The 12,132-nt window shown below is 71.7% G+C and carries 21 protein-coding genes; all 21 read left to right on the top strand.

The genetic code is table 11. The annotated features are described in order from the left end of the window. Window positions 1-187 precede the first annotated feature (187 nt). The 21 genes from RLT57_RS16345 to RLT57_RS16245 all read left to right on the top strand — a co-directional run bounded on the left by RLT57_RS16345 (window position 188) and on the right by RLT57_RS16245 (window position 12,125). Window positions 188-520, top strand: a complete 333-nt coding sequence (locus RLT57_RS16345) for a hypothetical protein (protein WP_311298140.1) — start codon at window positions 188-190, stop codon at window positions 518-520. Then, a complete protein-coding gene (locus tag RLT57_RS16340) occupies window positions 517-1,083 on the top strand; it encodes a hypothetical protein (protein ID WP_311298139.1) in 567 nt (188 codons plus the stop codon). Before RLT57_RS16345 ends, RLT57_RS16340 begins: the two co-directional genes overlap by 4 nt. After that, window positions 1,080-1,274 carry a hypothetical protein gene (locus RLT57_RS16335; protein ID WP_311298138.1) on the top strand — a complete coding sequence of 65 codons (195 nt, stop codon included), beginning with the start codon at window positions 1,080-1,082 and terminating at the stop codon, window positions 1,272-1,274. The genes RLT57_RS16340 and RLT57_RS16335 overlap by 4 nt, the downstream gene beginning before the upstream one ends. Continuing rightward, window positions 1,271-1,924 (top strand): hypothetical protein, encoded by a 654-nt coding sequence (locus RLT57_RS16330; protein ID WP_311298137.1) that lies wholly within the window; start codon window positions 1,271-1,273, stop codon window positions 1,922-1,924. Before RLT57_RS16335 ends, RLT57_RS16330 begins: the two co-directional genes overlap by 4 nt. After that, window positions 1,921-2,367, top strand: a complete 447-nt coding sequence (locus tag RLT57_RS16325; protein WP_311298136.1) for an HNH endonuclease — start codon at window positions 1,921-1,923, stop codon at window positions 2,365-2,367. The genes RLT57_RS16330 and RLT57_RS16325 overlap by 4 nt, the downstream gene beginning before the upstream one ends. Window positions 2,368-2,417: 50 nt before the next feature. Beyond that, window positions 2,418-3,332, top strand: coding sequence for an IS982 family transposase (locus RLT57_RS16320; protein ID WP_311296332.1), 915 nt, complete (start codon window positions 2,418-2,420; stop codon window positions 3,330-3,332). Between the two features lie 319 nt (window positions 3,333-3,651). Beyond that, window positions 3,652-3,870, top strand: coding sequence for a hypothetical protein (locus tag RLT57_RS16315; RefSeq protein WP_311298135.1), 219 nt, complete (start codon window positions 3,652-3,654; stop codon window positions 3,868-3,870). Window positions 3,871-3,966: 96 nt separating this feature from the next. Then, complete coding sequence (locus RLT57_RS16310; RefSeq protein ID WP_311298134.1) at window positions 3,967-4,497, top strand: RNA polymerase sigma factor; 531 nt, start codon at window positions 3,967-3,969, stop codon at window positions 4,495-4,497. After that, window positions 4,494-4,988 (top strand): hypothetical protein, encoded by a 495-nt coding sequence (locus RLT57_RS16305; RefSeq protein ID WP_311298133.1) that lies wholly within the window; start codon window positions 4,494-4,496, stop codon window positions 4,986-4,988. The genes RLT57_RS16310 and RLT57_RS16305 overlap by 4 nt, the downstream gene beginning before the upstream one ends. Window positions 4,989-5,130: 142 nt before the next feature. Beyond that, window positions 5,131-5,301 (top strand): hypothetical protein, encoded by a 171-nt coding sequence (locus RLT57_RS16300; RefSeq protein WP_311298132.1) that lies wholly within the window; start codon window positions 5,131-5,133, stop codon window positions 5,299-5,301. A 65-nt stretch (window positions 5,302-5,366) separates the two neighbouring features. Continuing rightward, window positions 5,367-5,549 (top strand): hypothetical protein, encoded by a 183-nt coding sequence (locus RLT57_RS16295; RefSeq protein WP_311298131.1) that lies wholly within the window; start codon window positions 5,367-5,369, stop codon window positions 5,547-5,549. Between the two features lie 11 nt (window positions 5,550-5,560). Next, the gene (locus tag RLT57_RS16290) at window positions 5,561-6,799 is read left to right on the top strand and encodes a hypothetical protein (RefSeq protein ID WP_311298130.1); all 1,239 of its coding nucleotides are present in this window, start codon (window positions 5,561-5,563) and stop codon (window positions 6,797-6,799) included. Between the two features lie 166 nt (window positions 6,800-6,965). Further along, window positions 6,966-7,121 carry a hypothetical protein gene (locus tag RLT57_RS16285; protein WP_311298129.1) on the top strand — a complete coding sequence of 52 codons (156 nt, stop codon included), beginning with the start codon at window positions 6,966-6,968 and terminating at the stop codon, window positions 7,119-7,121. A gap of 9 nt (window positions 7,122-7,130) precedes the next feature. Further along, window positions 7,131-7,634: a hypothetical protein gene (locus RLT57_RS16280; protein ID WP_311298128.1), complete on the top strand. Its 504-nt coding sequence runs from the start codon at window positions 7,131-7,133 to the stop codon at window positions 7,632-7,634. Then, entirely contained in the window at window positions 7,631-8,326 is a 696-nt protein-coding gene (locus RLT57_RS16275; protein ID WP_311298127.1) for a hypothetical protein, read from the top strand. Before RLT57_RS16280 ends, RLT57_RS16275 begins: the two co-directional genes overlap by 4 nt. 58 nt (window positions 8,327-8,384) lie before the next feature. After that, a complete protein-coding gene (locus RLT57_RS16270) occupies window positions 8,385-8,576 on the top strand; it encodes a hypothetical protein (RefSeq protein ID WP_311298126.1) in 192 nt (63 codons plus the stop codon). A gap of 269 nt (window positions 8,577-8,845) precedes the next feature. After that, window positions 8,846-9,202: a holin gene (locus RLT57_RS16265; RefSeq protein ID WP_311298125.1), complete on the top strand. Its 357-nt coding sequence runs from the start codon at window positions 8,846-8,848 to the stop codon at window positions 9,200-9,202. Further along, window positions 9,199-9,396: a hypothetical protein gene (locus tag RLT57_RS16260; protein WP_311298124.1), complete on the top strand. Its 198-nt coding sequence runs from the start codon at window positions 9,199-9,201 to the stop codon at window positions 9,394-9,396. The genes RLT57_RS16265 and RLT57_RS16260 overlap by 4 nt, the downstream gene beginning before the upstream one ends. Further along, window positions 9,393-9,758 carry a hypothetical protein gene (locus RLT57_RS16255; protein ID WP_311298123.1) on the top strand — a complete coding sequence of 122 codons (366 nt, stop codon included), beginning with the start codon at window positions 9,393-9,395 and terminating at the stop codon, window positions 9,756-9,758. Before RLT57_RS16260 ends, RLT57_RS16255 begins: the two co-directional genes overlap by 4 nt. Window positions 9,759-9,918: 160 nt before the next feature. Next, a complete protein-coding gene (locus RLT57_RS16250; RefSeq protein WP_311298122.1) occupies window positions 9,919-10,512 on the top strand; it encodes a hypothetical protein in 594 nt (197 codons plus the stop codon). An 11-nt stretch (window positions 10,513-10,523) separates the two neighbouring features. Beyond that, a complete protein-coding gene (locus RLT57_RS16245) occupies window positions 10,524-12,125 on the top strand; it encodes a terminase TerL endonuclease subunit (protein WP_311298121.1) in 1,602 nt (533 codons plus the stop codon). Window positions 12,126-12,132: the final 7 nt, after the last annotated feature.

Here is a 12,132-nt window from a genome sequence, read left to right as displayed (position 1 = left end):
TCCCCCCTGGGCGCCCGCCAAGACCCAATGTCGATGCACATTACACATATCAAATATTCAATCAACGCTGTGACCAGCAGATATATAAGGGAAGGGAAGAAAAATCATGACTCGCGTGACGCGCGAAAGTTCGGGACCGAAACGAGTGTCCCCCCCTGTCCCCCTGTCCCCCCCTTGTCCCCGGGAGATGGAAGGCGTCCCCGTCCTCTACGGCTTCCTGGACCGCAAAGAGCACGGCACGGACCTCCGTGTCTGGTGTCGGTGGTGCTGCCACTGGCACATCCACGGCGCGGGCGGCACGCCAGTCGGTGAGGCCGTGCACCGGCTGGCCCACTGCTACGCCGGAGACAGCGCCTACGACGACGGGGGTTACTGGATCGAGATCACCGACACCCCCTACTCGACGGCGAAGCCGATGGTCCGCGCGGCGACGCACGCCCAGCAGCGAGCAATCGGCGCCGGCCGGATCAGCTCCGCGGTGAAGAGGCTGCGCGCCCAGCCCGAGCCGAGGCCGCTGTGAACGTCAACGACCTGGTGCAGATCCGTATCGCCGATGCCGCCCGCCGGATCGAGGCGGCGAAGAGGCGCCGCGCGGAGATGGACGCCGCCCGCCGGCGCGGCCTGCCCCGGCGTCACGCCGCGAAGCTCCGCGCCCAGGCCGCCCGTGTAGCTACACCCACGGCCGCCTGCCCCGGGCATGCCGAGTGCGACCGCTGTGACGTCACCGACCCGTGCCCCTGCTGCGGTCTCCGCTACATGCGCGGCCGATGGGTGACAGCCGACGGGACAGAAACCCACCCCACAATCCACAACCCGCAGGTCATAACCCTCGGACCTGTGGACAACCAGACGGACACCGAAGGAGACATCACCATGAGCCAGCCCACCGCCCTCTCGACCGCCGACAAGTCGATCCAGCGCGTACTCGACGCCGCCCGCGAGCCGGAGCGCCAGCGCGCCGACCAGGCCGAGGCCGCGCTCGCCCGGGTGCAGGCCGAACTCGACGAAGCCGCCGAGCTGGACGACCTCACGACCGGCGAACTCGCCGACCGGATCCGCGAGGCCATGGCGGCCCGGCCGTGAGCGCCCACGACATCGCGCTGTTGACCGACGGGGCGGCCCTCGGCGAGGTGCTGCTGTTCGCCGCCTGGTGGGTGACCGGGGTGTACGACCGCCGGAAGGCCCGCCGCGCCGACGCACAGGCCCTCGCCGAGGCCCAGGCCGCGCTCGACGGCATCGAGGCGAAGGTGTCCGCGCTGGAGGCCCGGCGGTGAACCGTTGTCTGCTCTGTGAAGGCCCGGAGCTTGAGGAGTACCGGCTCTGCTCCGGGTGCACGCGGGCGACGCTGAACCGCCTGCACCGGGCGCCGCGCCTCTACCGGGCGCTGGAGATGCTGCTGCCGCCCGCCTCCCGCCCGCCGCGCCTGGACTCGGGCGGCTCGGGGGCGGCTGAGGCGCCCCTGCCGATGTCGGTGGAGCTGCTGGACCTGCGCGGGCCCGGTGGGATCGTCGGCACGCTGGAGGACTGGCACGCCGCCCTGGCGGAGGACCGTGGGTGGGGTGTGCCGGTGGTCCGCGGCTCCATCGAGACGCGGTTGCAGCTGGCGGCCAGCCGGCTTGCGGCGAGCATCGAGTGGATCGCCGCATCGTGGCCGGCGGCGGGGGACTTCGCCCGGGAGATCCGCGACCTGGAGCACGGCGTGCTGAGCATGATCAGCCCGCCGGAGCGGGACCGGCGCCTCGGGTACTGCGCGACGGCGGTGGACGGAGTGCTCTGCGGCTCGGTCGTGAGGCTCCCGCCCGGAGAGACGGTCGCCACGTGCTCGTGGTGCCGGACGCCCTGGGGCCCCGACCGGTGGATGGAACTCCGGGCGGCCCAGGACCAGTTCGAGGGCCCGCAGCGACTGGAACAGGAGATGGCATGACCGACCACCTCGGGGGCGCTCTCGTGTTCGCAGCCGCGACTTGCATTGCCTGCGGCGAGGCGTTTGACGCGGCGCACGCTCGTGGCATGTGCGGCAGGTGCTACCGCCGCACGCGGAAGCAGGCCGTCAAGGCCGGCACCTTCACGAAGCTCGACCGCACCCGACCGCTCGTGGACCGGCTGCTGGAGAAAGTCGCAGCCGGACCGAACTGCTGCATCATCTGGACGGCCCACCTGAACAACAAGGGCTACGGAACCATCGGCTCGGGCGGTAAGCGAGGCAAGATGCTCTACGCCCACCGTGCGGCCTACGCGCACTTCGTCGGCCCCATCCCCGAGGGGATGCTGATCGACCACCGATGCCACAACGAGGACGTCACCTGCGCTGGCGGCTTGAAGTGCTTGCACCGCCGGTGCATCAACCCGCACCACCTAGATGAATGAGTCCAAGGGTTCGCCTGCGGACATGGTGCGAGGGCGCCCATGGTCGGTGTGTGAAGACAAACCTGGACACCCTCGCGACTGCACTCTATGCCCGGATCGATGATGAGTTGAAGGCTTCGCCGGGGCTGGCCCCGTGGCGGCCGAAGGTGGGGATCGCGCCTACGCTCAGCGATGCTGAACTGGTCACTCTGGCGGTGATGTCGGCGCTGCTCGGGTACACCTCCGAGCGGCGGTGGCTGCGCCGCGTCGACCGCGACTTCCGCGGCATGTTCCCCTACGTGCCCCAGCCCTCCGGCTACGGCAAGCGACTGCGTGCCGCATCGTCCCTGCTCACCAGCACCATCCGGATCCTGGCCCGGGACACCTCGCTGTGGACCGACGACGTGTGGGTGGTCGATTCCACACCGGTCGGCTGCGGCTGCTCGCGGGAGACCGCGAAACGGTCGGACCTGGCCGGCTGGGCGGAGTACGGCTACTGCGCGTCGCACTCCCGGTATTTCTGGGGACTGCGCCTGCACCTGGTGTGCACGCTGGGCGGCCTGCCGGTCCTGTTCGCGCTGACCGGCGCGAAGGCCGACGAACGCGAGACCCTGCGCGACATGCTCGACACCGCACCCGACGTGGCCGCCTCCCACCCCGGCCAGACGATCATCGGCGACAAGAACTACTACGGACACGACTTCGAGCACGACCTCACCGAACGTCACCTGCACCTGCTGCGACCGGCCCGCAAGGGCGAACCCGAACGGCCCGGCGCGCACCTGTTCAAACCGTTGCGACAGACCATCGAGTCGATCAACCAGACCCTCAAAGGCCAGCTCGACCTGGAACGGCACGGCGGCAAGAGCCCGGCGGGCGTCACCGCACGAGTCCTGTCCCGCGTCCTCGCGCTGACCGCCGCGATCTGGCTCAACGACAAAACCGGGCAACCCATCAAGCGATCCCTGACCGCCTACGACCACTAACCGTGACCCCAACCCTTGGACTCAATCATCTAGAGGCGGTCAGCCCGCTGGAGAACCAGCACCGCTCCCACCTGACTTTTGCGAGTCGGACGCACTGCCTCAACGGCCATCCGTTCGATGAGGGCAACACCTATCTGCGCCCCGACACCTTGGCGCGGCAGTGCAAGCAGTGCCGCCGAGATCGGGAGCAACGGGCGTACCGGCCGGCGGGCGGTGACGCCGATAGCGACGCGGCCTGATGTCGGTACCCGTATTGACAAACGTAGGAATGGGTACCTACAGTTGTGGAAGCGCCAGCACCTCCGGTACTAGGAGGGACGTGACCACTTGGAAAGAGCGCCATGACCAAGCCGTCGAGGACCAGAAGAAGGCCCAGACGGCATACCAACTCGCCACCGCAGCCAGGGCCCAGGCCCTGCTGGACGGAGTCGCCGAACTCGGCACCCAGGCCGAAGTAGCGCGAGCGCTCGGCATCGAGCGCTCCAGCGTCAACCAGGCCATCAAGGCACATCAGAAGAAGGCCCCCAAGCCCGCGTAGCTACACCCCACAACTGAAGACGGCCCAAGCCGGGGCTCCTACACCCCGGCAAGGGCCTGACCGAACTCCCTGACACAAGCAAGGAGACGGCTGATCATGGATTCTTCCATGCGCCACGTGCTGCCCGACAGCACCCCGCCCGCCGCGAACGCGGACACGATCTGCCCCGAATGCAAGGGCCCCCTCAGCTCCGGCCACCAGTGCCCGCCGAAGACCACCGAGGAGCTGTTCAACGAGCTGTTCACCGCCGCCTACGCCGAGCACCGGGCCATGGTCCGGTGGACCATCATCGGCCGGCTCAGCGCCCGCGACGACGACCTCGCCGAGGACCTGGTGCAGGAGACATTCCTTGCGCTGTTCCGCTACCGCGAGCGCATCGAGTTCGGCCCCCGCGTCGGCGGCCTGCTCCGCGTCATGGCGAAGCAGGCCGTGGGTCGCCACTACCGCCTGATGCGCAACACCCGCGAGGTGCCCGCCGACACCGGCCACTGGTCGTTCGCCAACCGCGCCCTGGTCCCGGCCGGCGCCGGAACTCTCAAGCCCCTCGGTACGGACCACCCGGACGACTCCGACCCGGACCCGGACGAGGCCCTGCGCCAGGGCCGCCAGCTGGCCGGTGCCCGGTGACCGCCGGGACGCCGCTGGAGCGGCTGACCGACCTGTTCGTCCTCGGCGGTCACGGCCGCCAGTCCGCACAGCTCGCCGAGGAACTGCTCGCCGACCACGACGCCGAGACCGCCGCCGCGAAGGGCACCCGAGACGCCACCCAGGCGCCCGCGGGCGAGCCCACGTTGTCCAGCGACGTCCTGGCCTTCCTCACCGCAATCCGTGACGCCCTCACCGTTCCGCGGGTCGCCCGCAGCGGTGACTTCGCGGAGATCCTGGAGCGGCGGCAGCGGCGCGACGAACTGCTCGCCGACCGCGCCACCACGGTCCGCATCGCGGCCCAAGTGATCGTCGACCTCAGCCCCAGAAACTTGCAGGCCCACCTCGCCGCCATGACCGAGACGATCCGGGGCGGCATCGACGCCGCCCCGGTCGACTACGAGGTGTGGCAGGACCTGGCCGGCGAGGCCGTCCGGGACGGCGGCAGCGCCGGGGCGGGTGAGGGCCGGTGAGCGCCGCGAACTGGCTGCCCGTGGCGGCACGGCCCTGCCCGGACTGCGACGGCACCGGCGGGCGCACGGAGGACACCTCCGGCCGCGGCGCCCACCGCACCACCTGGCGGACCTGCACCACCTGCCGCGGGACCGGGACGCGGTGAGCGGCGGCCTGTTCGCGTGGCTCGGCGGCCACGCCACCCCCCGCGACGAGCGCGCCTCCGCCGCCCGGTCCCGCCGCCACCACTGCAACGCGCGCTCCGCCGACCGTGCCGCCCAGCAGTGGCAGCAGGCCGAGCGCGACCGCGAACGCGGTATCCGCCGCCGCTGACCCCACCCGCCGCGGGGCCGGGCATCGCCCCGCCCCCGCCCCACCCCACCCCCGTAAGGACCCTCATGGCACTCCAGATGACCAAGTACCGCGTCACCGGCCCCGGCGGCGAATTTTTGGACGAGTTCTCCACCAACGCCCCCGGCTTCGCGGAGGAACGCATCGGGCGCATCCGCAAGTACGTGCCCGACCTGACCGTCACCGAGACCGACGACACCCTGCCCGACAGCGGCGGCGACTTCCTGTGAGGACCACCTCGATGACCACCAGCCCGCCCGTACCCGGCCCGCTGCCCGCCGGGGGACGCCCGCTGACGCTCGCCCAGGCGATCATCCTCGGCGTCACCGCCGCCGGGATCCTCGCCATCGGCGCCGCCGGCGCCTACGGCACCTACACCAACCTCGGCGCCGCGTTCCACCGCTCCGGCACCGCCCTCGGCGCGGTCGCCGGCGGCGAAGGCGCCACCCTGATCCTGTCCGGCGCCTACGTCGCCCTGATCATGCTCGGCCAGACCGCCCCCCGCACCGTCCGCGTGGCGCTGTGGCTGCTCCCGACGGCCGCCGCCGTCATCGGGGCCACCGTCGCCCAGGGCGCCGCCCAGACCGCCGTCTACGCGATCTCCTCGGTCGCGATGTGCGTGGCCGCCGAGGGCTGCGGGCTCATCGCCCGCCGGATCGTCATCCGCACCAGCGGCGTCGATGTCGAGGCCCGCCGGCGCACCGCCGAGACCACCCGGCGCCTGGCCTACGAGTGGGCGGTCGCCGCCCACCACCCCGACCTGAAGGAGCGCCGGTCGGCCGAGCGGCGGGCGTGGAAGCTCGCCCGGCGGGTGGGAGCGGACGACATGGAGCTGGGGGACGGCCTCGTCACCGTGCAGCGCGCCCGCACGATCCAGTCCGCCGACACCGCGCTCGGCGCCATGTACGGGCTCACCGTCCCGCCCACCGTCACGCCCGGGACGCCCACCGTCCCGGCACCCGTCCCGGGCGTCCCGGGCAGCCTGGAAGGACCGGCCGCGCCCGCCCTGGAGGCCGCACCCGAACCGGAGGCCGGGACGGTCGGCGGGACGGTCGGCGGGGCGGGTGTCCCGGATGCCGTCACGCAGGCCAGCACCCCCGGCCCGGCCCAGCCGGACGAGGCCGGGACACCCGCCGGGACACCCACCGTCCCGGACCACGTCCCGGCCGTCCCGGCCGTCCCGGCCGTCCCGGTACCCGTCCCGGTACCCGTCCCGGGCGTGACGCTCGCCGAGCTCGCCCTCGTCGCGGGCGTGCCCGTGCCTGTCCCGGGCGAGGCGCTGGACGACGAGCAGCTGGCCGTCGTCCTGCGGTGGCTGCGCCACCACGACGACCCGCCGCTGTCCTACCGGCAGGCCAAGACCGTCTTCCGCGAGCACGGATTCGTCGGCAGCGAGGAGCGCGTCCGCCGCAGCTGGGGTGCCGTCCTGTCCCGCGAGGAAGAGACCGGCACCGCCGCCGACGACGGCATCACCGGCTGACCGGCAACCCCAGTCGCGGCCGTGCCATCCCGGCACGGCCCCGGCTGAGGCTGCCGCCCGCAGCCCGCAGACCGGCGAGCCCCGGCGAGCACCCCGCCCCGCGCGGCGTGCAGACCCGGCGAGCAGACCCGCGCGCGACCACACCGCACGCGCCCCGGGAGTACCCGTGGTCACCACGTTCGCCCTGGCCTTCTTCCTCACCGCCACCGTCACCGCAGCCCTCTGGCTCCTGCGCATCGACCGGCGAGCCCTGCGGCCCGTCATGACCACGGCCGCCCTCGTCATCGCCATCGGCGGCTACGCAGCCGCCCAACTCCACTGAGGACCACCCGTGCACATCACCTCAGCCGTCACCCTCGGCGGCGTCACCACCGGCACCGCCCTGCTCATCATCTACGGCACCTACTGGTGGCACCGCGAAAAGCACCGGCCCCGCACCCTGATCCCCGTCATCCTCGCCATCGCCTACGGCATGCTCATCACCCTCTCCGGCGGCGGCCTCCTCGGCTGGGGCTCCCGCATCACCCTGTGGGGCGGCAACCAGATCGGCGACAAGGCCCTGAGCTGGGGAGTCGGCGGCACCACCATGGACGTCACCCGCGCCCACCAGCTGGTCCTCGACCCCGGCGGCCACGTCGTCGTCCTCCTCCTGACCGTCACCCTCGTCTGCATCGCCAGGTTCTCCAAGAAGCTGCGCTCCTGGAAGCTCCTGCTCGGCCTGGCTGCAGGGATCTGCCTGGCCCTGTCCGGCACCGTCGCCGGCGCCGCCGCCATGCCCCTCGGCTCCTCGGTCAACGCGCTCGGCGCCGTCTTCACCCAGGAGATGGCCTCATGACCACCCAGACCAGCACCCCCGAGCCGGACCGCATCCTGCGCGGCCTCGACCAGCTCCTCACCGCCGCCGGCGCATGGCTCACCGCCGCCGACCACGAGACCGCCGGCCGCACCCGTGCCGCCCTCGGCCGCGCCACCGGCGGGGGAGTGGCCGCCTGGTTCACCGGCGGCTTGGCCTACGAACTCGGGCCCATCGCGTGGGGCGCCGCGGGCGGCCTGCTTGCCCTGTCCGTGTGGGTCGCCGGCGCACCCGACGACACCGAGTCCGACGACGAGGACCAGGAGGACACAGAGGAAGCCGAGATGGAGGACGACGACCAACTGCTCGACACGGACGCGTTCGCGGAACTGGTGCACGACGTCGCCCGAGGCGGCAACGTTCACCTCACCGCGATCGGACACCAGCTGTTCGAAGAGACCGGCCGGGAGTACGACGTGCTCGCCCTCTGCCGCGCCGCCGGCATCCCCACCAAGGCCGTCCGCGTCCCCGGCGCCGACCCGGCCGTCACCACCGGCATCCACCGGCTCGACCTGCCCCCGCTCCCCCCACCCCTCCCGACACCCCCTGTCGACGTTGTTTCCGCAGGTCAACACGCCAACAACAACACCAACAACACCACCGAGCAGATCGGAGAAGGGGCCGCGGTCATCATCAAGACCGCCCCCACACCCCGCCAGCACATCCACCCCTGACCCCGCTGTGCGGCCCGAGGCACCCACGCCCCGGGCCGCACAGCGGCATCATGAGGGCATGGAACCGCTCGACCTGCCCCCCGGCTACATGTCCGCCCACCAGGCCGCCACCACCCTCGGCATCACCCTGGGCGGCATCCGCGAGCTCCGGCGCCGCGGCCGGCTCACCGCCGTCGGCGGAAGCCCGCGCCAGCCGTACTACGACACCGAGCAGGTGCTCGCGCTCCTCGCCGAGCGCGCCGCCGCTTGACAGCAGGTCACAACCGGTGTGACGATCTTTCCGCAGACGTATGTCCGGACAAAGGACAGCAGGCCCCGCGCGGACACCGCCGGGGCCTTCGTCATGCCCCGGACCCGTCCCAGCCCACGGAGGCGCCACGGCAGGGGCACAAACGAGCGGCCCAGCCTCCGGGACGGGCAACAGGCCGCCACCCACGCCTGAACCACGGAGCAGCATCACATCGCACGTGATGCACCCCCTCTCGTAGGTCCACACCGTAGAACGCGGAGGTGGTCACCGTGGCCAGACGCCGGGCCCGCACCGTCTGCTCCGTCCCCGGCTGCCCCCAGCTCACCGACTCCGGCCGGTGCGCACAGCACCGCGCCCAGGCCGAACGGCAGCGCGGCAGCGCGAGGCAGCGCGGATACGGCGCCGCACACGAGCAGCGCTTCCGGCCCGGCGTACTCGCCCGCGACCCGGTGTGCGTCCTGTGCCAGCAGGCGCCCAGCCAGCATGCCGACCACTACCCCCGCAGCCGCCGCGAACTGGCCGCCGCCGGCCTGAACCCCGACGACCCGCAGTACGGCCGCGGTCTGTGCCAGCCCTGCCACGCCCGCGCGACAGCACGACACCAACCCGGAGGCTGGAACGCATGAGCGACACCCGCATCGTCCTCGTCAAGCCCGGCGACGTCCTCATCATCGGCAACGCCCCGAGCATCGACCATGAGGAAGTCGCGCCACTGCTGACCGGACTCCGCCAGCAACTCGGCCTGGCCCGCATCATGCTCTTCAGCGACGACATCGACCTCGCCGCTGTCGCCACCGCCGACCTGCGAGCAGGCGAGTGACCGTCATCCACGTCGTCACCGAGCAGGACGTCATCGAGCACCGGCCCGCACTGATCGCCTGGGCCAAAGCGAACGGGCTCGAACCCCGACTCATCGACCAGTGCGGCCTGACCATCGAGCAGGTCGGTGACCGCCAGATGATCGTCTACACCGAGCACCAGGTCGGCGCCCACGGTGCCAAGATCATCGACCCCGACCGCAACGAGGTGCTCAAGATTCCCCGCAGCCGCACCCTGACCCAGCCCCTGCCCGAGGGCATCGGCCAGCGTGTCTGCACCTGCACCCTGAGCGCTCGCTGCCCGGCCTGCTGCGGCACCGAGCCGGGCGCCGACACGGAGGGTGACCAGGCCCCTGGGGGGTGACCCCCAAGGCCAAGAGACGGCGGACCGCCGGGGAGGTGGCTCGCTGCGTGTACGGGTCTGGGGGTCCTCGGATCATGCGTCGAGTGACGCTCTGTGAACTGCGCCCGGCCGCGATGGCGGGGCGCTGACGTGCCGCGATGGCACCGGAGGGGTGATCGGCATGGCAGGCACGGGACCGGTTCCGAATCCGCAGACCCGCAGGCGGAACGCGCAGCAGGTGACGCCGCTTCCGGCGGCCGGGCGCGAGGGTGAGGCGCCGGTGTGGCCACTGCTGGACGATGTGGCGATGGTCGAGCGGCGCGATGCCGCGCGGCGGCTGGCGGACGAGCTGGAGCTGGCCTTGCTGGAGCCGGAGCTGACGGGGCGGAAGCGGACTGCGGCGCAGAAGAAGCTGGACGCGGCGCGGACCGAGGCGAACATCCTAGGCAGGCAGTTGGAGGCGGCTGCGGCGGCGGAGGGCGGCCTGTGGGCGGACCTGTGGGCGCTGCCGCAGGCGGTGATGTGGGAGCGTCAGCGGTCGGTGCGCGAGGTTGCGCAGTACGTGCGGTGGAAGATCAAGGCGGAGCTCGGGGATCTGGACGCGTCGAAGGAGGCGCGGATGCTTGCCGACCGGCTCGGTCTGAACCCCATGAGCATGGCCAGGCTGCGCTGGGAGGTCGGGGACGAAGGCGCGGCCGGCCGGCGGGCCGCCAGAGCGCCGCGGCGTACTGGTGACACCCGCGCCCGGCTTCGGGCGGTCGGCGACGAGGGATGAGGACCCCGGGGGTGCGCCGGAGCCTCGGCTACGCCCTCGCGGACTGGATCGAGACCTACCTGATCCACGGCCCCGGCGACGTCCAGGGTCAGGAGATCGAGCTCGACGAGGAGATCCTGCGCTTCATCGTCTGCTGCTACGCGATCGACGGCCGGGGCCGGCGGCGGGTGGACGAGGCCGTGCTGTCCCGGGCGAAGGGCCGCGCTAAGAGCGAGTACGCCGGGATGCTGGTCGTGGCCGAGGCCCTGGCGCCGGTCCGCTTCGACCACTGGGCCGAGGCCGGGGAGATCTCCGACTGGGGGTACGAGTACCAGAAGGGCGAGCCAGTCGGCCGCCCGGTCACCTATGCGTTCATCCGGTGCCTGGCCACCGAGGAGACGCAGACCGGCAACACCTACGCCAACGTCACCTACATGCTGGAGCACTCCGAGGCGCTGGCCGAGGATTACCCCGGCGTGGACGTCGGCAACGACTGGCAGACTTCGACCCGGGTCTTCCTGCCGGGCGGCGGCGAGATCCGGCCCTCGACCGCATCGAGCGCGGCGAAGGACGGCGGTAAGGAGTCGTTCTTCGTCGCGGACGAGACGCACCTGTATGTGCTGCCCGAACTGCGCGACATGTACGAGACGGTGCAGCGCAACACGATGAAGCGGTATACCGCGGAGCCGTGGGGCCTCCAGACCACGACCATGTACGCGATCGGCGAGGACAGCATCGCCGAGCGCACCCACCGGGACGCGAAGGCGCACAAGGCGCCGCGGCTGCACTTCGATCACCGGCAGGCTCCGGCGAGCCTGATCGAGGATGCCGTCTACGACGACCCGGTACAGCTGAAGCTGGGGCTGATCCAGGCGTATGGCCCGGCGGCGTCGTGGATGGACCTGGACCGCATGGTGGTCCTGGCGCACAAGCCGTCCCAGGATCGGGCGAAGTTCCGCCGGTACTTCCTCAACCTGCCGGTCAGCATGTCGGACACGTGGCTGTCCCGGCATCTGTGGGAGCGGTGCGCGCTGCCGCAGGAGGTCGCGCCCGGCACGGAGATCACGCTCGGCTTCGACGGCTCCGACCATGACGACTGCACCGCCATCACCGCGTGCCGCGTGTCGGACGGGTACGTTTTCACCCCGCGGTTCGCCGACGGCCGGCAGATGATCTGGACCAAGTGGGACCAAGGCGACCCGGACTCCTGGCGGGTGCCGCGCGCCGAGGTCCGGACGGCGATGACGTACCTGCGGCAGACCTACCGGGTCGTGGCCGCCTACGGCGACCCGCCGGACTGGCGGGACGAATGTGACGCGTGGGCCGAGGAGTTCGGCGAAGACATCTTCCTCATCTTCGAGACCCGGGTGGCGACCCGCATGTGCCCGGCCCTGGATCGCCTCAAGACCGCGGTGACCTCGGGCGAGCTGACGCACGACGGCAACGAGACGCAGGCCGGCCACGTCGGCAACGCGATGCCGGTCCGGCGCCCGTCCGGGACCGCGATCGGCAAGCCGTCCCACGACCGGAAGATCGACAGCGCGGTCACGGCCGCGCTGGCGGTCGAGGCCCGCGCGGACTGGCTCAAGCGCGAGGCCGCGGCCACCTCGAATTCGTTCTCCGCTTACGGATAGGAGGTTC

Origin of the sequence: Streptomyces sp. ITFR-21 (genome assembly GCF_031844685.1) — a bacterium.
Classification (GTDB): Bacteria; Actinomycetota; Actinomycetes; order Streptomycetales; family Streptomycetaceae; genus Actinacidiphila.
Note: the sequence above shows the minus strand (reverse complement) of the source record. Positions and strands in the feature narration are given on the sequence as shown.